This window comes from Halomonas koreensis, from assembly GCF_031451675.1.
GTDB classification, from domain to species: domain Bacteria; phylum Pseudomonadota; class Gammaproteobacteria; order Pseudomonadales; family Halomonadaceae; genus Halomonas; species Halomonas koreensis.
The window spans coordinates 139,001-164,749 of the sequence record NZ_JARWAK010000010.1; the positions used below are offsets into that span (position 1 = coordinate 139,001).

General features: G+C 70.4%; 18 protein-coding genes. 11 read left to right on the forward strand and 7 right to left on the reverse strand.

Going from position 1 to position 25,749, the window contains the following annotated elements; genetic code table 11:
• Window positions 1–45 precede the first annotated feature (45 nt).
• On the forward strand, window positions 46–2,322 hold the full coding sequence (clpA, locus tag QC818_RS12530; protein WP_309653204.1) for an ATP-dependent Clp protease ATP-binding subunit ClpA: 2,277 nt from the start codon (window positions 46–48) through the stop codon (window positions 2,320–2,322).
• Between the two features lie 165 nt (window positions 2,323–2,487).
• Here clpA and infA read toward each other — a convergent pair whose 3' ends face one another.
• From infA to aat, 3 genes are all read right to left on the reverse strand, one after another.
• Window positions 2,488–2,706: a translation initiation factor IF-1 gene (gene infA, locus QC818_RS12535; RefSeq protein ID WP_013332816.1), complete on the reverse strand. Its 219-nt coding sequence runs from the start codon at window positions 2,704–2,706 to the stop codon at window positions 2,488–2,490.
• Between the two features lie 164 nt (window positions 2,707–2,870).
• Entirely contained in the window at window positions 2,871–3,608 is a 738-nt protein-coding gene (locus QC818_RS12540; RefSeq protein ID WP_309653205.1) for an arginyltransferase, read from the reverse strand.
• Window positions 3,598–4,362 carry a leucyl/phenylalanyl-tRNA--protein transferase gene (aat, locus tag QC818_RS12545; RefSeq protein ID WP_309653206.1) on the reverse strand — a complete coding sequence of 255 codons (765 nt, stop codon included), beginning with the start codon at window positions 4,360–4,362 and terminating at the stop codon, window positions 3,598–3,600. The genes QC818_RS12540 and aat overlap by 11 nt, the downstream gene beginning before the upstream one ends.
• A 152-nt stretch (window positions 4,363–4,514) precedes the next feature.
• Here aat and QC818_RS12550 point away from each other — a divergent pair, with 152 nt between their 5' ends.
• Window positions 4,515–7,643: a DNA translocase FtsK gene (locus tag QC818_RS12550; RefSeq protein WP_309653207.1), complete on the forward strand. Its 3,129-nt coding sequence runs from the start codon at window positions 4,515–4,517 to the stop codon at window positions 7,641–7,643.
• A 111-nt stretch (window positions 7,644–7,754) separates the two neighbouring features.
• The gene (gene lolA / locus QC818_RS12555; protein ID WP_309653208.1) at window positions 7,755–8,384 is read left to right on the forward strand and encodes an outer membrane lipoprotein chaperone LolA; all 630 of its coding nucleotides are present in this window, start codon (window positions 7,755–7,757) and stop codon (window positions 8,382–8,384) included.
• Window positions 8,385–8,704: 320 nt separating this feature from the next.
• Here the strand turns inward: lolA and QC818_RS12560 are convergent, their stop codons facing one another.
• A complete protein-coding gene (locus QC818_RS12560) occupies window positions 8,705–10,048 on the reverse strand; it encodes a replication-associated recombination protein A (protein WP_309653209.1) in 1,344 nt (447 codons plus the stop codon).
• A gap of 196 nt (window positions 10,049–10,244) precedes the next feature.
• Here QC818_RS12560 and QC818_RS12565 point away from each other — a divergent pair, with 196 nt between their 5' ends.
• From QC818_RS12565 to QC818_RS12580, 4 genes are all read left to right on the forward strand, one after another.
• Window positions 10,245–10,790, forward strand: coding sequence for a hemerythrin domain-containing protein (locus QC818_RS12565; RefSeq protein ID WP_309653225.1), 546 nt, complete (start codon window positions 10,245–10,247; stop codon window positions 10,788–10,790).
• Window positions 10,791–10,948: 158 nt separating this feature from the next.
• Window positions 10,949–11,725 carry a glutamate racemase gene (murI, locus tag QC818_RS12570; RefSeq protein ID WP_309653210.1) on the forward strand — a complete coding sequence of 259 codons (777 nt, stop codon included), beginning with the start codon at window positions 10,949–10,951 and terminating at the stop codon, window positions 11,723–11,725.
• A 55-nt stretch (window positions 11,726–11,780) separates the two neighbouring features.
• Complete coding sequence (gene trmA / locus QC818_RS12575; RefSeq protein WP_309653211.1) at window positions 11,781–12,890, forward strand: tRNA (uridine(54)-C5)-methyltransferase TrmA; 1,110 nt, start codon at window positions 11,781–11,783, stop codon at window positions 12,888–12,890.
• 194 nt (window positions 12,891–13,084) lie between these two features.
• Window positions 13,085–17,926: an NAD-glutamate dehydrogenase gene (locus tag QC818_RS12580; protein WP_309653212.1), complete on the forward strand. Its 4,842-nt coding sequence runs from the start codon at window positions 13,085–13,087 to the stop codon at window positions 17,924–17,926.
• 92 nt (window positions 17,927–18,018) lie between these two features.
• Here QC818_RS12580 and mgtE read toward each other — a convergent pair whose 3' ends face one another.
• Complete coding sequence (gene mgtE, locus QC818_RS12585) at window positions 18,019–19,371, reverse strand: magnesium transporter (protein WP_309653213.1); 1,353 nt, start codon at window positions 19,369–19,371, stop codon at window positions 18,019–18,021.
• Between the two features lie 185 nt (window positions 19,372–19,556).
• Here mgtE and QC818_RS12590 point away from each other — a divergent pair, with 185 nt between their 5' ends.
• Window positions 19,557–20,591 (forward strand): quinone-dependent dihydroorotate dehydrogenase, encoded by a 1,035-nt coding sequence (locus tag QC818_RS12590; RefSeq protein ID WP_309653214.1) that lies wholly within the window; start codon window positions 19,557–19,559, stop codon window positions 20,589–20,591.
• Window positions 20,592–20,675: 84 nt separating this feature from the next.
• On the opposite strand, the gene rmf is transcribed toward QC818_RS12590, so the two are convergent.
• Window positions 20,676–20,882, reverse strand: a complete 207-nt coding sequence (rmf, locus tag QC818_RS12595) for a ribosome modulation factor (protein WP_309653215.1) — start codon at window positions 20,880–20,882, stop codon at window positions 20,676–20,678.
• Window positions 20,883–21,129: 247 nt separating this feature from the next.
• Here rmf and rlmKL point away from each other — a divergent pair, with 247 nt between their 5' ends.
• Together rlmKL and QC818_RS12605 are read left to right on the forward strand one after the other, a co-directional pair.
• Window positions 21,130–23,328 carry a bifunctional 23S rRNA (guanine(2069)-N(7))-methyltransferase RlmK/23S rRNA (guanine(2445)-N(2))-methyltransferase RlmL gene (gene rlmKL / locus QC818_RS12600; RefSeq protein WP_309653216.1) on the forward strand — a complete coding sequence of 733 codons (2,199 nt, stop codon included), beginning with the start codon at window positions 21,130–21,132 and terminating at the stop codon, window positions 23,326–23,328.
• Window positions 23,325–23,678, forward strand: a complete 354-nt coding sequence (locus QC818_RS12605; protein WP_309653217.1) for a glutaredoxin family protein — start codon at window positions 23,325–23,327, stop codon at window positions 23,676–23,678. The genes rlmKL and QC818_RS12605 overlap by 4 nt, the downstream gene beginning before the upstream one ends.
• A 122-nt stretch (window positions 23,679–23,800) precedes the next feature.
• Here the strand turns inward: QC818_RS12605 and QC818_RS12610 are convergent, their stop codons facing one another.
• A complete protein-coding gene (locus QC818_RS12610) occupies window positions 23,801–24,082 on the reverse strand; it encodes a hypothetical protein (RefSeq protein ID WP_309653218.1) in 282 nt (93 codons plus the stop codon).
• Between the two features lie 371 nt (window positions 24,083–24,453).
• Between QC818_RS12610 and pdxB the strand changes: the two genes are divergently transcribed.
• A complete protein-coding gene (gene pdxB / locus QC818_RS12615; RefSeq protein WP_309653219.1) occupies window positions 24,454–25,605 on the forward strand; it encodes a 4-phosphoerythronate dehydrogenase PdxB in 1,152 nt (383 codons plus the stop codon).
• The last annotated feature ends 144 nt before the right edge of the window (window positions 25,606–25,749 follow it).

Below are 25,749 nucleotides of genomic sequence, written 5' to 3' on the forward strand. Positions count from 1 at the left end.
GAGATAGATCCGACGCAAGCCCTAAGCGGCGAGAAGGGGACTGCCATGCTGAGCAAAGAACTTGAACTGACCCTGAACACGGCCTTCACCGTGGCGCGTTCCAAGCGCCACGAGTTCATGACCGTGGAGCACCTGCTGCTGGCGCTGCTCGACAATGCCTCGGCGGCGGACGTGCTGCGTGCCTGCGGGGCCAACCTGGACAAGCTGCGGTCCGACCTCCAGGATTTCATCAATTCCACCACGCCGCTGATCCCCGAGGACCAGTCCGATCGCGAGACCCAGCCGACCCTGGGCTTCCAGCGGGTGCTGCAGCGGGCCGTCTTCCACGTGCAGTCCTCCGGCAAGAGCGAGGTGACCGGGGCCAACGTGCTGGTGGCGATCTTCTCCGAGCAGGAGAGCCAGGCGGTCTATTTCCTCAAGCAGCAGAACGTGGCCCGGGTGGACGCCGTCAACTACATCGCCCACGGCATCTCCAAGGTCTCCGGCCATGGCCAGCAGCAGAGCTCGCCGTCTCCCGAGGCGGAGGACGCCGAGGAGGCCGGCGGCGAGCCCAGCGGCAACCCCCTGACCGGCTATGCCACCAACCTCAACGAGCAGGCCCGGATGGGCAAGATCGATCCGCTGATCGGTCGCGACCACGAGCTCGAGCGGGTGGTGCAGATCCTGGCCCGGCGGCGCAAGAACAACCCGCTGCTGGTGGGCGAGGCCGGCGTGGGCAAGACCGCCATCGCCGAGGGCCTGGCCAAGCGTATCGTCGAGGAGGACGTGCCCGACGTCATCGCCGATGCCGTGGTCTATTCCCTGGACATGGGCGCGCTGCTGGCCGGCACCAAGTACCGCGGCGACTTCGAGAAGCGCCTCAAGAGCCTGCTGGCCGAGCTGCGCAAGCAGCCCAACGCCATCCTGTTCATCGACGAGATTCACACCGTGATCGGCGCCGGGGCGGCCTCCGGCGGGGTGATGGACGCCTCCAACCTGCTCAAGCCGCTGCTGTCCTCCGGCGAGCTGCGCTGCATCGGCTCGACCACCTTCCAGGAGTTCCGCGGCATCTTCGAGAAGGATCGCGCCCTGGCGCGGCGTTTCCAGAAGGTCGACGTCATGGCGCCCTCGGTGGAGGACACCATCCGTATCCTCAAGGGCCTGCGCTCGCGCTTCGAGGAGCACCACCGGCTGAAGTACACCGACGAGGCGCTGGAGACCGCCTCGCGGCTGGCGGATCGCTACATCAACGATCGCCACCTGCCGGACAAGGCCATCGACGTCATCGACGAGGCCGGCGCCCACCAGCGCCTGCTGCCGCCGGAGGTGCGGGTCGAGACCATCGACGTGGACCAGGTCGAGGCGGTGGTGGCTTCCATCGCGCGGATCCCGCCGAAGAGCGTCACCAGCTCCGACCGCAAGCTGCTGGCCAACATCGATCGCGACCTCAAGATGCTGGTGTTCGGCCAGGACGAGGCCATCGACAGCCTGGCGGCGGCCATCAAGCTGTCCCGGGCGGGGCTCAAGTCGCCGGACAAGCCGGTGGGCAGCTTCCTGTTCGCCGGTCCCACCGGCGTCGGCAAGACCGAGGTGGCCCGCCAGCTGGCGCATATCATGGGGATCGACCTGGTGCGCTTCGACATGTCCGAGTACATGGAGCGCCACACCGTGTCCCGGCTGATCGGCGCGCCTCCGGGCTATGTCGGCTACGACCAGGGCGGGCTGCTGACCGAGGCGATCACCAAGCAGCCGCACTGCGTGCTGCTGCTCGACGAGATCGAGAAGGCGCACCCGGAAGTCTTCAACCTGCTGCTGCAGGTCATGGACCACGGCCGGCTGACCGACAACAACGGCCGGGAGGCGGACTTCCGCCACGTGATCCTGATCATGACCTCCAATGCCGGGGTCGAGCAGGCCACGCGGCGCTCCATCGGCTTCCAGACTCAGGACCATTCCACGGACGCCCTGGAGGAGATCCGCAAGACCTTCTCGCCGGAGTTCCGCAACCGCCTGGACGGCATCATCCAGTTCCATTCCCTGCCCACCGAGGTGGTGCGCAACGTGGTGGACAAGTTCCTGGTCGAGCTCCAGGCGCAACTGGACGAGAAGCGCGTCCAGCTCGACGTGGACGAGGCTGCCCGGGACTGGCTGGCCGTGAAGGGCTACGACCCCGACATGGGCGCCCGTCCCATGGCGCGGCTGATCCAGGAGAAGCTCAAGAAGCCGCTGGCCGAGCTGATCCTGTTCGGCGAGCTGGCCGAGCACGGCGGCGTGGTGCACGTCAGCGTCGAGGGCGACGAGCTGCACCTGGCCTCGGAGTCGGAACTGGCCGACGCGCCCTGAGGCGGCGCGTCTCGGTCGTCTCCCCCGCGAATCGCCCGACGCCCTGTCCACGGACGGGGCGTCGTGCTGTCGGGCGCGGGAAACGTCGGGGAGGCGGGGCCAGGGCAGTGCGGGGCTGCCCCGCCCGTAGCCTGCCGGGGCGGCGGGGAGCCGCCCGGGAGGCGATCAGCGAGAGCGGTAGACGATGCGGCCCTTGGACAGGTCGTAGGGCGTCAGCTCGACCTTGACCTTGTCGCCGGTGAGGATGCGGATGTAGTTCTTGCGCATCTTGCCGGAGATGTGGGCGGTCACCACGTGGCCGTTCTCGAGCTCGACCCGGAACATGGTGTTGGGCAGGGTGTCGACGACGACACCTTCCATTTCGATATGGTCTTCGCGTGCCATATAGGCAATTCCTCGCTGGTGATAGGAGACAGGGGCACGAGGCGTCGCGCGATCGCCCGTGCCGATCAGGATAGCGCGATATTGTGCCGCATGCCGGTCGTCAAGGCAAAAGGCGACGGCCCCGGGCGGCGTCCGGGGGAGGCGGATGGCGACAGCGGTCGCCGTCACACGGGAATCAGGCGGCGCCAGTGGCGGCCCTCGAGGATCTCCAGGGGCTGGAAGGCGCGCTTGTAGGCCATCTTGCGACATTCCTCGATCCAGTAGCCCAGGTAGACGTGGGGCAGGTCCAGGGCGCGGGCGCGCTCCACCAGGGCCAGCACCGCATAGGTACCCAGCGAGCGCCGCGCCAGGGAGGCGTCGGGATCGAAGAAGGTGTAGATGGCCGACAGGCCGTGCTCGAGCTGGTCGAAGGCGGCGACCGCGACCAGGCGGCCGTCCAGGCGCATCTCCAGCAGCCGCGCATAGTCCTGGTCCAGGGTCAGGAAGGTGCGGTACTGCTCGTGGCTGGGCGGGTACATGTCGCCGTCGGCATGGCGCGTCCGGATGTAGTGGGCATAGAGCGCGTAGTGCTCGGGGTCGTACGTCGCGGGACGGCTGCGCAGCTCGAGGTCGGCGTTGCGATGGAGCAGCTTGCGCTGGGTGCGGCTGGGGGTGAAGGCGGCCACCGGGATGCGCACCGAGATGCAGGCGCTGCAGCCCTCGCAATGGGGGCGGTAGAGGTGGCGGCCGCTGCGCCGGAAGCCGAGCAGGGCCAGGGCGTCGTAGACGCCGCCGCCCGGGGACTCCTGGGGGTCCAGGAAGAGGGTGGTGGCCTCGCGACCCTCCAGGTAGCTGCAGGCGTGGGGCACGGTCAGGAAGAACCGCAGGTCGCGGATCGGCTGGCGGGGGGTGTTACTGCTCAAGTCGGCCGCCTCCTGTGCATCCGGGGCGCGGGTGTCTGGCGCTGTCGAGATCCTCGAACGACCAGGCCGGCGACGGGAAGGCGCCGGAGGCCGCGGGCCTCTCGCCCAGCCACTGTTCAAGATAGCCGATGAACGTCTCCCGGGCGATGTCCCGGGCGCCGAGGCTGGCCAGGTGCGGGGTATGCATCTGGCAGTCGATCAGCCGGCCGCCGCCGGCGGCCATGCGACGGGCGAGGGTCACCAGCGCCACCTTGGAGGCGTCGGGCACCCGGGAGAACATCGACTCGCCGAAGAACACCGGCCCCAGGGCCACGCCGTAGAGGCCGCCGACCAGGGCGCCGTGCTGCCAGACCTCCACCGAGTGCGCCGCGCCCAGGGCGTGAAGCCGGGCGTACGCCTCGCGCATCTCGCCGGTGATCCAGGTGCCCGGCTGGTCGCGCCGCGGGGCGGCGCAGGCCGCCACCACGGCGTCGAAGGCGGCGTCGGCGCCGACCCGGAAGCCGCCGTTGCGCAGACGCTTGGCCAGGCTGCGCCGGACCCGCACCTCCTCGGGGAAGAGCACCATGCGCGGATCCGGCGCCCACCAGAGGATCGGCTGGCCCTCGCTGTACCAGGGGAAGATGCCGTGGCGGTAGGCGGCCAGCAGCCAGTCCGGGCTCAGCTCGCCGCCGGCGGCGAGCAGTCCCCCGGGGTCGTCCAGGGCGGTGTCGACTGGGGGGAAGCGAACGGGGTGGGCGGGCAGCCAGGGCAGCATGGGGCATCGATCCTCGCGGCGTGGACGCCCAGTTTGACGGGCCCGGTGGCGGGCCTCAAGTCGTCGTCGCCCTGTGACGGGCGCGGCTGGCTCGGTATGATTGTCCGCCAAGGATTCTGGAAGACGCCACACGGCGCAAGGGGGTTGGCCGCTTGAGTGCCAAGAAGAAGACCGCGTCGCACGACCGTGCGGCGACCGCCAAGGAAAGGGCCAGGCGCTTCGGGCTGCGGCTGCAGGGATCGCTGCGCGAGGGAGCGGTGATCCTGCTGCTGGCCGCCTGCGTGTTCCTGCTGCTGGCCCTCTACAGCTTTCGCCCGGCGGACCCGGGCTGGTCGCGCAGCGGCCCGGAGACGGAGGTGGCCAACTGGATGGGGCCGATCGGGGCCTGGCTGGCCGATGTCCTGTACTCGCTGTTCGGCGTCAGTGCCCTGTGGTGGCCCGGGATGCTGGGCTTCGCCGCCTGGTGGCTGATTCGCGCCCGCCAGGTGCGGCTGTCCTGGGACGCCACGGCGCTGGCCGTGCGCTGCGGCGGGCTGGTCCTGCTGCTGCTGGGCACCACCACCCTGGGGGCGCTGCACTTCTATGATCCCGACAGCGTGCTGCCCTACGGCGCCGGCGGGATCCTCGGCGAGGGCCTGGTCGGCGCGCTGCTGCCGCTGGTGAGCGCCGGCGGTACCTCACTGCTGGCGCTGGCCGCCATGCTCTGCGGCGTGCCGCTGTTCACCGGCTGGTCCTGGCTGACCATCATGGACGAGCTGGGGCGCGGCGCCTGGCGCCTGGGCCGCTGGGCGGCATCGCGCTTCGCCCTGTCGCGGGCCGACGACGAGCCCGTCGAGGCGGCCGAGCCCGCTGCTCCGCCGCCCGACGATAACGCGCCGGACCGGCCCGCCTGGTGGCGGCGCTGGCTGCCCGCGCGGCGTCGTGCCGCCGACGAGCCGGCGGATGCCCCGGAACGCCGCGAGCCCGGCTTCGGCGACGACGGCGAGACGCGCATTCCCTGGGAGGTGCCGGCGCACACGCCCTCGGCCAAGCGCCCCGAGGCGGCCTACACCGCCCGGGAGCCGAGCCTGAGCCTGCCGGGCGAGGCCCCCGCCGAGGCGGCCGCTCCCGACGCGCCCGATGCGCCGATGCCGCTGAGCGCCGTCGAGCCGCCCGCCGCCGCTCCGGGACAGGCGGCGTCCGAGGCGCCGGGCGACGCCCCGGACCGCGTCGCCCGCCGCGAGACGGCCTTCGTCGAGGCGACGCGTGCCGAGCCCGAGCCGAGGGTCGCCGACCGGCCCGAGGCGCCCGCGGCTCGGCCGGAGGAGGATGCCCCGGCCGGTCCCGAGACCGCCCCCGGCGACACGCCGAATGCCGAGGCGCCGGAGCGCGCAGACGGCGCGGCCCCGGCCGACGACGCCACGCTGGCCGGCGACGCGGCCGGCCTGGCCGGGCCGGACCTCGAGGCGAGCGAGGGCGCGGGGCCCGGTCCCGCTTCCGGCGAGGCGTCGCCCGCGGCCCGGCCGGACGAGGTCGAGCGTCGGGTGCCCGAGGTGATTCCCGAGCCGGTGCTGCCGGACGACGACGATGCCGACGACGCCCGGGGCGGGGCGCCCTGGACCGGCGCCGAGCCGGCCGACGGCCCCCGGGACGCGGTCGCCGAGGCTCCCGAGCCGCGCCACGCCACCGCCGACCAGGCCCGGCAGGCCACAGAGGACGACGACGGCCCGGCCCTGTGGACCGTCGAGCACCTGCAGAACCAGCGGCCCGAGATGGAGGTGCCGGCCGAGCCGGAGGGCGAGCTGCCGAGCCTGCGCCTGCTGACCCCGCCCCAGGCGCACCGGCCCAACTACACCGACGAGCAGCTGGCCGAGATGGCCGAGCTGCTGGAGGTCCGGCTGCGCGAGTACGGGGTCAAGGCCGAGGTCGTCGACACCTGGCCGGGGCCGGTGATCACGCGCTTCGAGATCAAGCCGGCCGCCGGGGTGAAGGTCTCCAAGATCAGCAACCTGGCCAAGGACCTGGCGCGCTCGCTGATGGTCAAGAGCGTGCGGGTGGTGGAGGTGATCCCGGGGCGGCCCACGGTGGGCATCGAGATCCCCAATCCCAAGCGGGCGATGATCCGCCTGCGCGAGGTGATCGACTCCGACCGCTACCAGCACGAGGCCTCGGCGCTGACCCTGGCGCTGGGTCAGGACATCGGCGGCGGCCCGGTGGTCGCCAACCTCGGCAAGATGCCGCACCTGCTGGTGGCCGGCACCACCGGCTCGGGCAAGTCGGTGGGGGTCAACGCCATGCTGATCTCCATGCTGCTCAAGGCCAAGCCCGAGGAGGTCCGCATGATCATGGTGGACCCCAAGATGCTCGAGCTGTCGGTCTACGACGGCATCCCGCACCTGCTGGCGCCGGTGGTCACCGACATGAAGGAGGCCGCCAACGCCCTGCGCTGGTGCGTGGCCGAGATGGAGCGCCGCTACAAGCTGATGGCGGCCATGGGGGTGCGCAACCTGGCCGGCTTCAACGCCAAGCTCGACGAGGCCGAGCGGGCCGGGGCCCAGGTCGCCGACCCGCTGTGGGAGCCCCAGCCCTGGGAGATGCACCAGGCGCCGCCGGTGCTCGAGAAGCTGCCCTACATCGTGGTGGTGATCGACGAGTTCGCCGACATGTTCATGATCGTCGGCAAGAAGGTCGAGGAGCTGATCGCGCGGCTGGCTCAGAAGGCCCGCGCCGCCGGCATCCACCTGATACTCGCCACCCAGCGCCCCTCGGTGGACGTGGTGACCGGGCTGATCAAGGCCAACATCCCCACCCGCATGGCCTTCCAGGTGTCCTCCCGGGTCGACTCGCGGACCATCCTCGACCAGGGCGGCGCCGAGAACCTGCTGGGCCATGGCGACATGCTCTACCTGCCCGCCGGCTCCGGCATGCCGACCCGGGTCCACGGAGCCTTCGTCGATGACGACGAGGTGCATCGGGTGGTCGAGGACTGGAAGCGCCGCGGCGAGCCGGAATACATCGACGAGATCCTCTCCGGCGGCGTCTCCGCCGACGCCCTGGCGGGGCTCGAGGCCGAGGGCGGCGGGGGCGACGACGACGCCGAGCAGGACGCCCTCTACGACGAGGCGGTGGCCTTCGTCACCGAGAGCCGCCGGGCGTCCATCTCCGCCGTGCAGCGCCGCTTCAAGATCGGCTACAACCGGGCGGCGCGCCTGGTCGAGGCCATGGAGATGGCCGGGGTGGTCTCGACCATGGGCACCAACGGCGCCCGCGAGGTGCTGGCGCCGCCGCCGGCGGGCGACTGACGCCGCCGATCGTGCAACCACCATGCAAGCCGCGGCGGGAGCGCAACCCGCCGCGCCATCGCGGGTCCCAGGCTCAGCGATCCGACCGGGACCCGATCAGGGAGAGATGACATGACCGTGACCAAGACCCTCGCCACCCTGGCCCTGCTGGCCCTGGCGCCGCTCACGGCGCTGGCCGAGACCGGCGCCGAGCGGCTGGCCCGCATGCTGGCGCCGGTGGAGACCTATGTGGCCGACTTCGACCAGCAGATCCTCGACGGCTCGGGGCAGCGCCTGCAGCAGGCCAGCGGCCGGATGTGGCTGTCGCGGCCGGGGCGCTTCCGTTGGGAGGTCGACGCGCCCTACCGCCAGCTGGTGGTCTCCGACGGCGACGAGGTGACCCTCTACGATCCCGACCTGGAGCAGGCCACCGTCCAGGCCCTCGACGACCGCGTCACCCACACCCCGGCCCTGCTGCTGTCCGGCAGCACCGACCAGTTGACCGAGAGCTACGAGGTCTCCCGCACCCAGCAGGGCACCGCCGAGACCTTCACCCTGCGCCCCAGAAGCGCCGACACCCTGTTCGAGGAGCTCAAGCTGACCTTCTACGGCGAGCGGTTGGGCTTTTTGCAGATGACCGACAGCACCGGCCAGCGCACCGCCATCGAGTTCGACGGGGTGGAGCAGAATGTCGCCGTGGCCGAGTCGCGCTTCAGCGTGGACCTGCCGGCCGGCACGGACGTGATCCGTCAGGCGCCCTGACCCGGCTTTGCCGGGTCAAGCTTGAAGCGGGAAGAGCGGCGCTTCGCGCCTGGAAGCCGGAAGAATCCGGCTTCGCCGGGAGCTGGAAGATCGCCCGCTTCGCGGCCGTAAGCTGGAAGCTTGAAGAACAATCCCTTGACTCGGGCCCTGGAGGCAACATGCTGCCTTCCAGCTTCCAGCTTCCAGCTTCCAGCTTCCAGCTTCCAGCTTCCAGCTTCCAGCTTCCAGCTTCCAGCTTCCAGCTTCCAGCTTCCAGCTTCCAGCTTCCAGCTTACGGCTTACGGCTTACGGCTTACGGCTTACGGCTTACGGCTTACGGCTTACGGCTTGCCGCCGCCGTCCGCCTCGGCATCCCGCTCCTCGCGCCAGGCCATCAGCTGGTTATAGCGTTTCTCCTGGCCGTAGGCCGTGGGCTGGTAGAAGCGCTCGCGGGGGAGGTCCTCCGGCCAGCAGTCGTGGGCGCTGCCCGCCGGATAGCCCTCGGGCTCGTGGTGGGCATAGCGATAGCCGTCGCCGTGGCCCAGCGATTCCATCAGCTTGGTCGGGGCGTTGCGCAGGTAGGTGGGCACCTCGAGCCGCGGCTGGGCGGCGGCGAAGGCCTGGGCGCGCTTCCAGGCCTGATCGATGGCGTTGCTCTTGGGGGCCACCGCCAGGTGAATGGCGGCGTGGGCGATGGCGCGCTGGCCCTCGTAGTCGCCCAGGCGCAGGTAGGCGTCCCAGGCCGACATCACCAGCGGCAGGGCGCGCGGGTCGGCGTTGCCCACGTCCTCCGAGGCGATGGCGGCGAGCCGGCGGACGACGTCCAGCGGGTCGCCGCCGCCATGGATGAAGCGGGCGATGTAGAGCAGGGCGGCGTCCTGGCGCGAGGAGCGGATCGACTTGTGGATGGCCGACAGCAGGTCATAGTAGTGATCGCCCTGCTTGTCGAAGGCGCTGGCCTGGTGGCCGATCACGTCCTCCAGGGCCTCCCGGGGCAGGCGTTCGCCGTCGCCCTCGGCCACGGTGAAGTCGCAGGCGGTCTCCAGCAGGCCCAGGGCGCGCCGGGCGTCGCCCGCCGCGGCCCGGGCCAGCAGTTCCAGCACCGCGTCGTCGACGGCGAGGCGCCGGTCGCCCAGGCCATGCTCGGCATCCGCCAGGGCGCGCCTGAGTACCTCGACCAGCTCCGCCTGGTCGAGGGCCTTGAGTACGTGGACTCGGGCCCGGGACAGCAGCGCCGAATTGACCTCGAAGGACGGGTTCTCGGTGGTGGCGCCGATCAGCGTCAGCAGGCCGGACTCCACATGGGGGAGCAGGGCGTCCTGCTGGCTCTTGTTGAGGCGGTGGATCTCGTCCAGGAACAGCAGCGTCTCGCGCCCCTGTCCCTGGGCGACCCGGGCGCGCTCCACGGCCTCGCGGATGTCCTTGACGCCGGCCATCACCGCCGAGAGCCGCTCCAGGTGGGCGCCGGATTCCTCGGCGAGGATCTCCGCCAGGGTCGTCTTGCCGGTGCCCGGCGGCCCCCAGAGGATCATCGAGCGTACCGGGCCGTCCTCGGCCATGCGGCGCAGCGGCTTGCCGGGGCCGACCAGCGCCTGCTGCCCCACGTAGTCGGCCAGGCGGCGCGGCCGCATGCGCCATGCCAGGGGGGCGCTGTCTTCGTTGGTGGCCTGCTGGAACAGGTCCATTTCTGACTCCTTCGCTGACGGCTGCTATGGTGGAGATTCGATGTCGGCGTTTCGCCGCCGGCCTCGGGGGCGGGTTCCCCGCCGGGACCTGACGGTGACGGCCGCTGCCATGGCCGGGAACCCGGATGGCGAAGGCGAGTCCAATTCCAGGTGCCTTCCGTCCATGACCGATACTGAGGAGGCTGCCGCAATGCCCATGTTGAACCAACTGCGCCGGGATCATGCCAACATGGCCCGCATGTTGCACGTTCTGCAGCTCAAGCAGAAGACCCTGGCTCGCGGCGAACGTCCCAATTTCCAGCTGGTTCGGGAAGTCGTGGACTACATCCTCGACTATCAGGATGGGTTCACCCAGCCCTTGGAGAAGGTCTGTTCCCAGCGGCTCAAGGAGCTGGCGCCCGGCGCCGAGGAGGTCACCGATCGCCTCGCCCGGGACTACCGGGCCCTCAAGGCGCAGCTCAAGCGCCTCTCCAACGATCTCGACATGATCCTGATGGACGCCGTGGTGCCGATGGATCGCTTCGCCGAGGACCTCAAGGCCTATCTCGACGCCCATCGTGCCTACCTGCGCGACGAGCGCGAGCTGCTCTTCCCGTTGATTCGCGACTACTTCGAGGACGGCGACCTCGAGCGCCTCGCCGACGCCTTGCCCGAAGGCGCCACCGCCGAGCTCGAGCGCCTTCAGGAGGCCTACCCCGAGCTCTATGCCGAACTGCGCGACGCGCCCGACCCGGTGACCTGACCCCGCCGGGGCGCGACGCTTCGAGTCCCGCCCCTCGCTGGGGTAGAATGCGCGGCATCGTTAGACGGGAGACCCACGATGCCGCCCCACTTCGCCCGCCGTTGTCTCGCCACCCTCGCGCCCCCGCGGCGCGGGGGCGGCCGTGCGTCGGAGGCTTGATGGCGGGGCCCGTGCTGGTGTTCGACTCCGGCGTCGGCGGCCTGTCGGTGGTCGCGGCCCTGCGCCGCCGGCTGCCGGGGACCGCCCTGGCGTATGCCTGCGACAACGCCATGCTGCCCTACGGGGTGCGCGAGGACGACTGGCTGGTGCGGCGCATCCTCGCCGTCTGCGAGGCGGCGGTGGCCGCCAGCGCCTGCAGCGGCCTGGTGGTGGCCTGCAACACCGCCAGCACTCTGGCACTGGAGGTCCTGCGCGCCCGGCTGTCGGTGCCGGTGGTCGGCACCGTGCCGGCGATCAAGCCGGCGGCCGGGGCCAGCCGCACCCGCCATATCGGCCTGCTGGCGACCAGCGCCACCGTGGCCAGGCCCTACACGGCACGGTTGATCCGCGACTTCGCCGGCGACTGCCGGGTGACGCGGCTGGCCGCGGACCCCCTGGTGGGGGAGGCCGAGCGCCTGGTGATGGGCCAGGCGCCGGAGGTCGAGACCCTGCGCCGGGTGCTGGCGCCGCTGGCCGAGTGGCCGGATCTCGACACCCTGGTGCTGGGCTGCACGCACTTCCCGCTGCTGCGCGAGCCGTTGGCCGAGGCGGTGCCGCACCCCGTGCGCTGGGTGGATTCCGGCGATGCCATCGCGCGCCGGGCGGGCCAGGTGATCGCCTCGCCGCAGCGGCGCCCGGCGCCCGAGTTCGGCTGGGTGACCGCGCCGACCCCGGCCCTGGCCCGGGGGCTGGCCGGCTTCGGCTTCGCCGAGACCCGCCGCCTGGCGCCGACCTGATCGCCGACGTCCCTCCCGTTTCCGTTCCTTCATCGACCCCTGACCAGGAGCCGCCGTGGCCATCCCCGTTGTCGACCCCGACCGCTATGACGAACAGCTCGCGGCCAAGCGCGAGCGCCTGACCGCCCAGTTCGCCCGCTTCGCCCCGCCGCCGCTGGAGGTCCATGCCTCGCCGGCGAGCCATTATCGCCAGCGCTGCGAGTTCCGGCTGTGGCACGAGGGCGACGACCTCTACTACGCCATGTTCGAGGTCGACCCCGACGATCCCAAGCAGAAGACGGTGGTGCGCCTGGACCAGTACCCGGTGGCCAGCCGCCACATCAACGAGCTGATGCCGCGGCTGCGCGAGCGGCTGCTCGACAACCCGGTGCTGCGCCACCGGCTGTTCCAGGTGGAGTTCCTCACCACCCTGTCCGGCGAGGCCCTGGTGACCCTGATCTACCACCGCCAGCTGGACGAGGCCTGGGAGGTCGAGGCGCGGGCCCTGGAGCAGGCGCTGGGCATCATGGTCATCGGCCGGGCCCGCAAGCAGCGGCGGGTGCTGACCCGGGACCACGTCTGGGAGCGGCTCGCCGTCGACGGCCGCGAGCTCGTCTACCAGCAGGTGGAGAACAGCTTCACCCAGCCCAACGCCGAGATCTGCCGCGCGATGCTGGCCTGGGCCCGCGACGTCACCGCCGGCAGCGGCGATCGCGACCTGGTGGAGCTGTACTGCGGCAACGGAAACTTCACCGTGGCCCTGGCCGAGAACTTCCGCCGGGTGCTGGCCACCGAGATCTCGCGGACCTCCGTGGCCAGCGCCCGGGAGAACCTGATCGCCAACGGCGTGCACAACGCGCGCATCGGTCGCATGTCCGCCGAGGAGTTCGCCCAGGCGCTGCGCGGCGACAAGGGCGGGCGCCGGGTCGCCGAGCTGGGGCTGGCCGACTACGACTTCTCCACCGTGCTGGTGGACCCGCCTCGCGCCGGGCTGGACGAGGCCAGCTGTGGCCAGCTCAGCGAGTATGAGCGTATCGTCTATATTTCATGCAACCCCGACACCCTGGCCGACAACCTGGAGATCCTGACCCGAACCCACGAGGTGACGCGCTTCGCGCTGTTCGACCAGTTTCCCTGGACTCATCATTGCGAGTGCGGGGTCCTGCTGGTCCGGCGCCCGGCCTGATTGCGACTTTGGTGGCAGCCGCGCCGCCCTTGTCAAGGGCGATGCGCAACCGACATGCATCATGAGGGTACCGGTATGTCGCTGGGGATGCCGGGGGGATTGGCGTAAGCTCCTGGCCCACGGGCGGAAGGGCCCGCCAACTACGTCAAGTGATCCCGGCCGCAACGGGCGGCCGCTGGCAGTCGAGGTGATGGATGCTACACGTCGCACACGAGGAGACCCGACAGGATCTGCTCAAGCAGCTCGAGGAACGGCTGCAGAGCCGCCTGGACAAGGACAAGGCCGAGGCGGTGGAGGGGTTCGCCCGGCACTTCTACGCCGCCGTGCCCCTGGAGGACCTGGCCGATCGTCGCCTGGACGATCTCTACGGGGCGACCCTCTCGGTGTGGCACTTCATCCAGCAGCACGCCGCCGAGGCGCCCAAGGTCCGGGTCTTCAACCCCGACTTCGAGGAGCACGGCTGGCAGTCCACCCACACCTTCATCGCCGTGCTCCACGAGGACATGCCGTTCCTCGTCGACTCGGTGCGGGTCGAGCTCAATCGCCGGGGCATGACCGTCCACGCCATCCACAACGCCGTGCTGGCGGTGGAGCGTGACGCCGATCATCGGCTGACGCGGGTGGCCGCGCCCGGCGAGGCCGGCGCCCCCGATGCCCGGGAATCGCTGATCGCCATCGAGGTGGATCGCCATTCCGATCTCGCCGAGCTCGAGGACATCGAGGCCAGCCTCCAGGAGGTGCTGCGCGACGTGCGCACCGCGGTGGCCGACTTCGAGCCGATGCGCGAGAAGGTCCGCGAGGCGATCACCGAGATCGAGGCCTTCTGCCCCGAGCAGGTCGAGGCCGAGGACCACCGCGAGGCGATCGCCTTCCTCAACTGGCTGCTCGAGGACAACTTCACCTTCTTCGGCTACGACGAATACGAGGTGCAGCACGACCAGGAGCGGCAGCGCCTGGACAAGGTCCCGTCCAGCGAGCTCGGGGTCTTCCGCCTGGAGGCGCCGCGCTATCGGGAGCGCATCCGTACCGATCTGGGCGTCGAGGGCGACCAGTTCGTGCTGGTGCCCCAGCTGCTGTCCTTCGCCAAGAGCGCTCATCACGCCCGCATCCACCGGCCGACCTACCCGGACTACATCTCCATCGACCGCTATGACGAGGCCGGCAACGTGATCGGCGAGCGGCGCTTCCTGGGCCTGTTCACCGCCACCGTCTACAACGACTCGCCGCGCCACGTGCCCATCCTGCGCCGCAAGCTCGAGTCGGTGATGGAGATCTCCGGCTTCAGCCCCCAGGCCCACAACGGCAAGCAGCTGCTGCAGATCCTCGAGGTCTATCCCCGCGACGACCTCTTCCAGATCGACGTCGACGAGCTGGCGCAGACGGCGCTGGGTATCCTCGACATCCGCGAGCGCCGCCGGGTGCGGCTGTTCATCCGCGAGGACCGCTTCGGCAAGTTCTATTCCTGTTTGGTGTTCGTGCCTCGGGACGTGTTCTCCACCGAGCTGCGCCTGCGCCTGCAGGACCTGCTGTGCGAGGAGCTCGACGCCACCTTCGGCGACTTCAATACCTACCTCTCGGAATCGGTGCTGGCGCGCATCCAGTTCGTCCTGCGCTTCAACGGCGAGCGCCCGGTGGACTACGACATCAAGCGCCTGGAGGAGAAGCTGGTCAAGCTGGCCCGCAACTGGCGCGACGACCTGCTCAACGCCGCCATCGAGGGCTTCGGAGAGGAGCAGGCCAACCTGCTGATGAGCCGCTTCCGCGACGCCTTCCCGGCCAGCTACCGCGACGACTTCAGCGCCCGCACCGCGGTCTATGACCTCCAGCACATCGGCGAGCTGGACGAGGGCGCCCCCCTGGCGCTGTCGCTGTACCGGCTGATCGAGGAGGAGGGCAGCGGGGTCAACCTCAAGCTGTTCCACGCCCGCTCGCCGATCCCGCTGTCGGACGTGCTGCCGATGATGGAGAACCTGGGGCTGCGCGTGCTGGGCGAGCGGCCCTACGAGGTGCAGGCCACCGACCGCCCCTACTGGATCCACGACTTCACCCTGGAGCACCACACCAGCGTGGAGGTCAACCTCCAGGAGATGCGCGAGCCCTTCGTCGACGCCTTCCAGCGCATCTGGGCCGGCGAGGCCGACAACGACGCCTTCAACCGGCTGATCATCGGCGCCAACCTGGACTGGCGCGAGGTGGCGATGCTGCGCGCCTACGCCCGCTACCTGAAGCAGATCCGCTTCGGCATGTCCCAGGACTACATCGCCACCACCCTGGTCAACCACCCCGAGATCACCCGCGAGCTGGTGACCCTGTTCGAGCTGCGCTTCGACCCGGCCGACCGGCCCGAGGCCGACGAGGTAGCCGACTGCGAGGCGCGCATCCTGGCGCTGCTCGACGAGGTGCCGAGCCTCAACGACGACCAGCTGCTGCGTCGCTACATGGAACTTATCCAGGCCACGCTGCGCACCAACTACTACCAGCGCGGCGCCCAGGGCGGCTTCAAGGACTACATCGCCCTCAAGCTCGAGCCGTCCCGGGTCTCCGGCATGCCCAAGCCGCGCCCGGCCTACGAGATCTTCGTCTGCTCGCCGCGGGTCGAGGGCGTGCACCTGCGCGGCGGCAAGGTCGCCCGGGGCGGGCTGCGCTGGTCCGACCGCCACGAGGACTTCCGCACCGAGGTGCTGGGCCTGGTCAAGGCGCAGCAGGTCAAGAACGCGGTGATCGTGCCGGTGGGCGCCAAGGGCGGCTTCGTCTGCAAGCGCATGCCCGAGGGGGCCGATCGCGAGACGATGCAGAAGGAAGGCATCGCCTGCTACCAGACCTTCATCCGCGCGCTGCTCGACGTCACCGACAACCTGTCCGGCGGCGAGGTGGTGCCGCCCGAGGGCGTGGTGCGCCACGACGACGACGATGCCTACCTGGTGGTCGCCGCCGACAAGGGCACCGCGACCTTCTCGGACATCGCCAACGAGATCTCCGCCGAGTACGGCCACTGGCTGGGCGACGCCTTCGCCTCCGGCGGCGCCAACGGCTATGACCACAAGAAGATGGGCATCACCGCCAAGGGCGCCTGGGAGTCGGTCAAGCGCCACTTCCGCGGCCTGGGTGTGAACACCCAGGAGGACGAGTTCAGCGTGGTCGGCGTCGGCGACATGGGCGGCGACGTCTTCGGCAACGGCATGCTGCTGTCCGACAAGATCCGCCTGCTGGGCGCCTTCAACCACCTGCACATCTTCGTCGACCCGGCCCCGGACGCGGCCTCGAGCTTCGCCGAGCGCAAGCGGCTGTTCGAGCTGCCGCGCTCCAGCTGGGAGGACTACAACCGCGAGCTGATCTCCCAGGGCGGCGGCATCTTCCCGCGCAGCGCCAAGTCGATCACCATCACGCCGCAGATGAAGAAGGCCTTCGGCATCCGCGAGGACAAGCTCTCGCCCAACGAGCTGATCCGCGCCATGCTGGTGTCCCGGGTCGACCTGATCTGGAACGGCGGCATCGGCACCTACGTCAAGGGCAGTGAGGAGAGCGACGCCGAGGTCGGCGACAAGGCCAACGATGCCCTGCGCATCGACGGGCGCGACCTCAACTGCCGGGTGGTCGGCGAGGGCGGCAACCTGGGGCTCACCCAGCGCGGCCGCATGGAGGCCGCGGCCAAGGGCGTGCGGGTCAATACCGACTTCATCGACAATGCCGGCGGCGTGAACTGCTCGGACCACGAGGTCAACATCAAGATCCTCATCGACGAGGTGGTCAGCCGCGGCGACATGACCGAGAAGCAGCGCAACCAGCTGCTCGCCGACATGACCGAGGAGGTCAGCGAGCTGGTGCTGCGCGACAACTACCGCCAGACCCAGGCCCTGGACCTGGCCGAGCGGCTGTCCCGCCAGGGCATCGGTCCCTTCCGCCGCTTCATCAGCGAGCTGGAGGCCGCCGGCCAGATCGATCGCGAGCTCGAGTTCCTGCCCGGCGACGAGGAGCTACAGGAACGCACCCACCACGACCAGGGCATGACGCTGCCCGAGCTGTCGGTGCTGATCTCCTACGCCAAGAGCGTGCTCAAGGGCGACCTGATCACCTCCGACGTGCCCGACGACCCGGTGATTCGCCGCTATGTGGAGCGGGTCTTCCCGGCGGTGCTGGTGGAGCACTACCGCGACGAGGTCTACGAGCATCGCCTGACCCGGGAAATCGTCGCCACCCAGCTGGCCAACGACCTGGTCGACCACATGGGCGTGGTCTTCGTGCGGCGGCTGATGGACTCCACCGGCGCCGACCGGGCCGACATCGCCCGGGCCTATGTGGTGGCCGCCGAGAGCTTCCAGCTGGGGCGCCTCTGGGATCAGATCGAGGCCCTGGACAACCGGGTGCCGACCGATACCCAGTACTCGATGATGCTCGACCTGATGCGCATGCTGCGTCGGGCCACCCGCTGGTTCCTGCGTCAGCGCACCGGCCTGACCACCCGCGACGCCATCGACTACTTCGCCCCGCGACTGGCCCAGCTGCAGGAGAACATCGGCAAGCGCCTGCGCGGCGAGGAGAAGGCCCAGTGGGAGAGCCGGCGCCAGGAGCTGGTCGACGCCGGCGTGCCCGAGGCCCTGGCCTCGACCGTGGCGGCCGCCAACGGGCTCTATGCCGCCCTGGGCATCATCCAGGCCTCGCGCCTGAGCGATGACAAGCCGCAGCGGGTCGCCGAGATCTTCTACGAGATCGGCGCGCGCCTGGAGCTGCCCTGGCTGCTGCAGCGGGTCACCCGCCTCGAGGCCCGCGACGGCTGGCAGGTCAAGGCCCGCGAGACCTTCCGCGACGACATCGAGCGTCAGCAGCTGGCGCTGACCACCAGCGTGCTGGGCATGGAAGGCGGCCCCCGGGAGAGCGCCGAGCGGGTCGCGCGCTGGCTGAGCCTCCACGAGGGCATGCACCAGCGCTGGTGCCGCCTGCTCGAGGAAGTGGGCAGCGGCGGCCAGGGCGGCTTCCCGCTGTTCGCCGTGGCCGTCCGCGAGCTGGTGGAGCTGGCCGAGAGCAACAGCGAGGGCTAGTCCCGGCCCGCCGTGCCCCGCCGACTGGCGGGCCCGAAACGCGAACCCCCGCCGAATGGCGGGGGTTCGTCGTTGTCGGGGGCGCGGGCGCGTCAGAGCAGGAAGATCGTCGCCAGGCCCAGGAAGGCCATGAAGCCCACCACGTCGGTCACCGTGGTCAGCACCACCGAGCCCGAGAGGGCGGGATCGATGCCCAGGCGCTTGAGCAGCAGCGGGATGGCGATGCCGGCGACGCCGGCGGCGAGCATGTTGATCACCAGGGCCGCGGCGATGATCACGCCGATGCCCAGGCTGCCGAACCAGAGTACCGCCAGCACCGCCACCACCAGGGCCCAGAGCAGGCCGTTGAGGATCGAGATGCCCACCTCCTTGCGCAGCAGCCAGTTGCTGTTGGTGCGGCTGATCTGGCCCAGCGCCAGGCCGCGGATGGCGAGCGTCAGGGTCTGGCTGCCGGCGATGCCGCCCATGCTGGCGACGATCGGCATCAGCACCGCCAGGGCCACCACCTGGTCCAGGGCGTCCTCGAAGCGGCCGATCACCCAGGCGGCGAGGAAGGCGGTGATCAGGTTGATGCCCAGCCAGACGGCGCGGCGCTTGGCGCTGGGCAGCACCGGGGCGAAGAGGTCCTCCTCCTCGTCGAGGCCGGCCATGTTCATCAAGGCCTGCTCGGAGTGCTCGCGGATGACGTCGACGATGTCGTCGATGACGATCCGGCCCAGCAGCAGGCCGCGGGCATCGACCACCGGCGCCGAGGCGAGATCGTGGGTCTGGAACAGGGTCGCCACGTCCCGCGACTTCATGGTGCCCTGGATGCTGTCCACGTCGCTGTCCATCAGGTCAGCCACCGCCAGCTCCTGGTCGCTGGCCACCAGCCGCGCCATGGGCAGCACGCCCATGAACAGGCCGTTGCGGTCGACCACCATCAGGGCGTCGGTGTTGTCGGGCACGTCCTGCTTCCAGCGCAGGAAGCGCTGCACCGTCTCCAGGCTGACATCGGCGCGCACGGCGATGGTGTCGGTGCGCATCAGGCGCCCCGCGGAGTCCTCCTCGAAGGCCAGGGTCTCCTGGAGGCGCACCCGCTGCAGCTCGTCCATGGAGCGCAGCATGTCCTCGGCCACCTGCTGGGGCAGGTCCTCGAACAGCTCCGCCAGGTCGGCGGTGTCGAGCCCCGCGGTGGCGGCGACGATCTCGGCGTGATCCATGTCGTCGATCAGGGTGCCGCGGACCTCGTCGTGAACGTGCAGCAGCACCTCGCCGTCGACTTCCTGGGGGATGCGCTCCCAGAGCCGGATGCGCTCGTTGGGCGGCAGCGACTCCAGCAGCAGGGCGACTTCGGCGGGTTCCAGGTCGGCGATCACGTCGTCGACCCACTCCAGGTGTTCCTTCTCCAGGGCCAGGTGGATGCGCGACAGGCGGTGTTCCAGCGTCTCGGTGGTATCGGTCATGGCGTCTCCCTGGCATGGCGATGTCGGGGGCGACACGCGCCCCGTGGCCCCTCGTCTGCCTCGCCAGTAGAGCACAAAAGCCGCGCCCCGTGGCAGAGGCGGGCCAAGGCTATCACGGCCAGGGTTCGTCGTCCGGGGGCGGCTGCGCTATACTCGCGGGCCGATTTTCCCGCCCAGGAGACGCCATGTATTCCCTCGCCCGCTCGCTGCTGTTCCGTCTCGAGGCCGAGAAGGCCCATGGCCTGGCGTTGTCGGGGCTGGATCTGGCCGACCGCCTGGGGGCCACCCGGGCGCTCGGGCGGCGCGTCGAGGACCCGGTGGAGCTGATGGGCCTGCGCTTTCCCAACCGGGTGGGGCTGGCCGCCGGGCTCGACAAGAATGCCGACCACCTGGACGCCCTGGGCGCACTGGGCTTCGGTTTCGTCGAGGTGGGCACCGTGACCCCGCGTCCCCAGGACGGCAATCCCCGCCCGCGGCTGTTCCGGCTGCCCGAGGCGGGCGCGATCATCAACCGCATGGGCTTCAACAACGCCGGGGTGGAACACCTGGTCGCCCGGGTGCGGGCCAGCCGCTACGACGGCGTGATCGGCATCAACATCGGCAAGAACCTGGCGACCCCGGTGGAGCGGGCGGTGGACGACTATCTCGCCTGCCTGCGTCGGGTGCATGCCCATGCTCACTACATCACCGTCAACATCTCCTCGCCGAACACGCCGGGGCTGCGCAACCTGCAGTTCGGCGAGCACCTCGACCAGTTGCTCGGCACCCTCCGCGAGCAGGCCGACCGGCTCGATGACGAGAGCGGGCGGCGCGTGCCCCTGGCGGTGAAGATCGCCCCGGACATGGACGCCGAGGAGATCGGCCTGGTGGCGCGCAGCCTCGAGGTCAATCGCATCGACGGGGTGATCGCCACCAATACCACCGTCTCGCGGGCGGCGGTCGAGGGCCTGCCCCACGCCGACGAGCAGGGCGGGCTGTCCGGGCGGCCGGTGTTCGAGGCGTCCAACACGGTGATTCGCGAGCTGCGCCGCCGGCTGCCCGAGCTGCCGATCATCGGCGTGGGCGGGGTCGACAGCGGTGAGGCGGCGGTGGCCAAGCGCGAGGCCGGGGCGGACCTGGTGCAGGTCTATTCGGGTTTCATCTATCGTGGCCCGGCGCTGGTCGGCGAGTGTGCCCGGGCCCTGAAGGCCGCCGGCGACCGGCCCGGCGCTGGCGGGTAAGCGGTGCCTGGGGGCACTAAAAAGCCCACGGAAACCGTGGGCTTGAGCATCGTCGCGGGACGATGGGTGGCGACCGTCAGGGGGTCAGACCACCAGGGGGTTCTTGTGGATGCCGGAGACCCCGGTCATGCCGGACCATTGATCTCCACGACCTTCACGCCAACCGCTCATCCAGTACTCGCGTAGATTGATATCCTGACTGGGACAGTCGTCACGGGAACGACCCGAAAGACCCGCCTTGTACCCATGGACATAGGCACGCTGGAAGCGATCACGTTTCTGTCGTTTCATTGGCTTACCTCTTGCGAAAGGTACCGTAGGCGACGCCGGCGGGCGGCGCCTCCATGCAATAGGGATACCGATTTGGCGCGGGCGAGCGCCACGCCGTACAGGGCAATCCCTTGACAGGAACGCATGCGTCATCTGGTAGCTACCATCTAATTCATAGCTCAAGCGGGTCGACGCTGTCGACAGTTGATTTGTAACAGGGCGTACATTCTCGCGTCACACCAACCGGCGCCATGCCGATGGACATGCCATGACCGATACACCATCTCCCGATTCCCATGCCCTGCTGGCCACCTGCCCGAAGGGGCTGGAACTGCTGCTGGCTGACGAGCTCGCCGAGCTGGGCGCCGTGCCCGGCAAGACCACCGTGGCGGGGGTACACTTCCGGGCCGAGCTGGCCGTGGCCTACCGGGTCTGCCTGTGGTCGCGGCTCGCCAACCGGGTGATCCTCTGCCTGGCCCGGGAAGACGGGGTCGAGACCCCCGAGCGGCTGCGTGCCGCGGCGGCGGCGGTGGACTGGCGGGACCACCTGGCGCCCGGCGCCACCCTGGCGGTGGACTTCCACGGCCGCGCCCGGGAGATCCGCCATACCCGCTTCGGCGCCCAGACCGTCAAGGACGGCGTGGTGGACCGGCTGCAGGCCGAGGGCCGGCCGCGGCCCAGCGTCGATACCCGCCAGCCGGATCTGCGCCTCTATGCCCACCTGCATCGCGATCGGCTGACGCTGGGCGTGGACCTCTCCGGCGACAGCCTGCATCGGCGGGGCTATCGCCGCGACGTGGGCCATGCCCCCCTCAAGGAGAACCTGGCCGCGGCGCTGCTGGTGCGCGCCGGCTGGCCGGCGCTGGCCCGGGAAGGGGCGCCGCTGGTGGACCCCCTCTGCGGGTCGGGCACCCTGTTGATCGAGGCGGCGATGATGGCCGCGGACATGGCGCCCAACCTGCATCGGGAGCGCTTCGGCTTCCATGGCTGGGCGGGGCACGCCCCGGCCGTGTGGCGCGAGCTCCGGCGCGAGGCCGAGGCGCGGGCCAGCATCGGCCGCAAGCGCTGTCGCTCGCGGCTGTTCGGCTTCGATCAGAGCCCGCCGGCGCTGTCCGCGGCCCGCGCCAACGCCATGCGCGCCGGCATCCCGGCGCTGATCGCCTTCGACGGGGCGCGCCTCGAGTCGCTGTCGCGGCCGGCCGACCTGGATCCCGAGGCCCGCGGCCTGGTGATCACCAATCCCCCCTATGGCGAGCGCCTCGGCGAACTGCCCGAGCTGGTGGGCCTCTATGCCAGCCTCGGCGAGCGGGCGCGGGCCGCCTTCCCCGGCTGGCGGCTGGCGCTGTTCACCGCCAATCCCGACCTCGGCCATCGCACCGGCCTGCGAGCCCACAAGCAGTACTCGCTCAAGAACGGCCCCCTGGACGCCAAGCTGCTGCTGATGGACGTGCCGGCGGGCGAGGGCGAGGAGGTCGGCCAGGAGGATGACGCGCCGGCCCCGCGCTCGGCGGGCGCGCAGATGTTCGCCAATCGCCTGGAGAAGAACCGCCGGCGGCTGAAGAAATGGCTCAAGCGTACCGGCGAGAGCTGCTATCGTCTGTATGACGCCGACATGCCGGAATATGCCCTGGCCATCGACGTCTATGGCGCGCACGTGCATGTCCAGGAGTACGCGCCGCCCAAGTCGGTGGACGCCGCCCAGGCCCAGAAGCGGCTGTTCGACGCCCTGGCGGTGATCCCGGAGGTGCTGGATGTCGACCCGGCGCGGGTGGTCGTCAAGCGTCGCGAGCGCCAGAGCGGGCGCGCCCAGTACCAGAAGCAGGCGGCCAGCGGCGAGCGCTTCGAGGTCCGCGAGGGCCGCGCGCGGCTGTGGGTCAACCTGCGCGACTACCTGGACACCGGGCTCTTCCTCGATCATCGCCCGGTGCGGCGACTGCTGGCCGAGATGGCTCCCGGCAAGCGTTTCCTCAACCTGTTCTGCTACACCGCCACGGCCACCGTGCAGGCGGCGTTGGGCACCGAGCGCGACGGCGGGGCGGTCGACAGCGTCAGCGTGGACCTCTCCAATACCTACCTGGACTGGGCCCGGGACAACTTCGCCCTGAACCGGCTCGATCCCTCGCGGCACCGGGTGGTGCGCGACGACTGCCTCCACTGGCTGGAGACCGCCGGCGGCACCTTCGACTTGATCTTCCTGGACCCGCCGACCTTCTCCAATTCCAAGAAGATGGCCGACACCCTGGACGTGCAGCGCGATCACGGCCGGCTGGTGCGCCTGGCCATGGTCCGACTGGCGCCGGGCGGGACCCTGGTGTTCTCCAACAACCAGCGGCGCTTCCGGCTCGACGCCGACCTGGCGGAGGCCTATGCGGTGGAGGACATCTCGGCGAAGACCTTCGATCCGGATTTCAACCGCCGCCCGGACCTGCATCACTGCTTCCTGATCCGTCACCGGGAGGAGGCATGATCCATCTGACCCTCTACACCACCCTGGGCTGCCACCTGTGCGAGGCGCTGGAACACTGGCTGGGGCGCCTGGCCGGCGTCGAGGTGCGGCTGTCCCGGGTCGAGATCAGCGACGACGAGGCGCTGATGGCCCGCTACGGGGTGCGCATTCCGGTGCTGGCGGACGCCTCGGGCAACGAGCTGGATCGCGGTTTCGAGCCCGAGCGGCTGGCCGCCTGGCTGGGCGAGCGGGGCTGGCTGGACGAGGCGGCCTGGCGGGCCGCCCGGGAAGGCGAGGAAGGGCGTTCGGCGCCCCGGGGCGCCGAGATGCGCGGCGGGCGCCGCTACCTGTCTCCGGCGGGGAAGCGTTAAGCCGCGAGCTGGAAGAGGGAAGAGGGAAGAGGGAAGAAACCAGGGTTGTGGTTCTTCTTCCCTCTTCAAGGCGCGAAGCGCCGTACTTCCTTCTTCCAGCGGCGCAGCCGCGTCTTGTGCCTTCAGGTCGCATCGAGCAGCGACAGCTGGCGCACGGCATCGCGGCCTTCGGGGCTGTGATCGTCGGCCTCCAGGACCTTTTGGAAGCCGCGGGAGGCCTGGATGGTGGCCTCGTCCTCCAGCCATAGCATCGCCTGGGCGTGATCGTCGGCGAGGCGGTGCTTGAGGCCGCCGAACTGGGTGCCGATCTGCCCCCAGGCGCGGCTGAAGATCCAGTCGCCGAACATGTCCTGATGGACGTGTACCAGCACATAGTCATGGTCGGTTTCCCAGCGGACGATCACGGCGGCTCCCGGAGTCGGCGGCGGCGCCGGGGGCGCCGCTCGTGTAACATGGGGCGGTATTGTAAGGGCTTGTGCCCCGTGGACAAGTCAACCAGCAGAAGGGACAGGGCGATCACATCGCCTTGTCACGCGGGGCCGATCCGTCGACAGGCCTACGAGGGGGCGCTGTGGCCCCTCCATGGGCGCTACTTTTGCCCTGCGGCGCTTGCGGGGCCTGGGGTGGCCATCCATGGCCAACCCGCTCGGCGGGAAGGTCATTCACTGGATGTTCTTCTCCATCCGTCTCGCCCCTGGGCAAGAGCCCCCTTCTGCGGCCTGTCCCCGGCGCCCCTCGTCATTACCCGCTGTGATCGCTTTGGGAGAGGAGCGTCATGAGAATCGTCGTCGATGCCAATGTGCCCGCCGCCGAGGCCTGCTTCGGCACCCTGGGCGAGGTGGTCCCGGTGCCGGGTCGCGAGATCGCCCCCGACACGTTGCGCGAGGCCGATGCCCTGGTGGTGCGTTCCGTCACCCGGGTCGACGAGGCCCTGGTGGCCGGTTCCCGGCTGCGCTTCGTCGGCACCTGCACCATCGGCACCGATCACGTCGACCGGGCCGCCCTGGCGGCGCGCGGGATCGGCTTCGCCAGTGCCCCGGGCTGCAACGCCGAGGCGGTGGTCGACCACGTGCTGTCGAGCCTGGCGACCCTGGCCGAGCGCCGGGGCTTCCGGCTGGCCGAGCGGCGTGTCGGGGTGGTCGGCGCGGGCAACGTCGGGGGGCGCCTGCTGGCGCGGCTGCGGGGGCTGGGCGTCGACTGCCTGGCCTGCGATCCGCCCCGGGCCGAGGCGGAGGGTGCCGACGGCTTCGTCGACCTTGACACCCTGATCGGGCGCTGCGACGTCATCTGCCTGCACACCCCGCTGGTGCGCGAAGGGCCCCACGCCACTCGCCATCTGATGGACGCCCGGCGCATCGCCGCCCTGGCGCCGGGGACGGTGCTGCTCAACGCCGGCCGCGGCGATTGTCTGGACGGCGGGGCCCTGCGCGAGCGACTCGCCGAACGTGGCGATCTCGACGCCCTGCTCGATGTCTGGGAAGGCGAGCCCGGAATCGATGCCGGCCTGTTCGAGCTGGCCGAGCTGGCCACGCCCCACGTGGCCGGCTACAGCCTGGACGGCAAGCTACGCGGCACCCAGCAGATCTATCGGGCCCTGGCCCACCGCCTGGGGCTGCCCGCCCGGCTGACCCTGGGTGACCTGGCACCGGCGCCGCCGCTGGCCTCCCTGACCCTGGACGGCGGCCTCTCGGTGGACGAGGCGCTGCGGCTGTGCATGCGCGCGGTGCACGACGTGCGCCGCGACCATGATGCCCTGCGCCGCGAGGCGCGGCGCCAGGGCCTGGCCGCGGGCTTCGATGCCTGCCGGGCCCGCTATCCGCTGCGTCGGGAGTTCTCGACCCTGGCCGTCGCCCTGCGTCCGGCGGCCGAGGCCCTGGCCGGGCCGCTGTCGGCCGCCGGCTTCCGGGTGGAGATCGGCAAGGGGTAAGGGGAGAGGCGTAAGGGGTAAGGAACAAGGGGCGAGGGGCGAGGAAACCCCTTGGCTCACTCCTTTGGCACCATCATCCTGTCTGCCGAACCTCGAACCTCGAACCTCGAACCTCGAACCTCGAACCTCGAACCTCGAACCTCG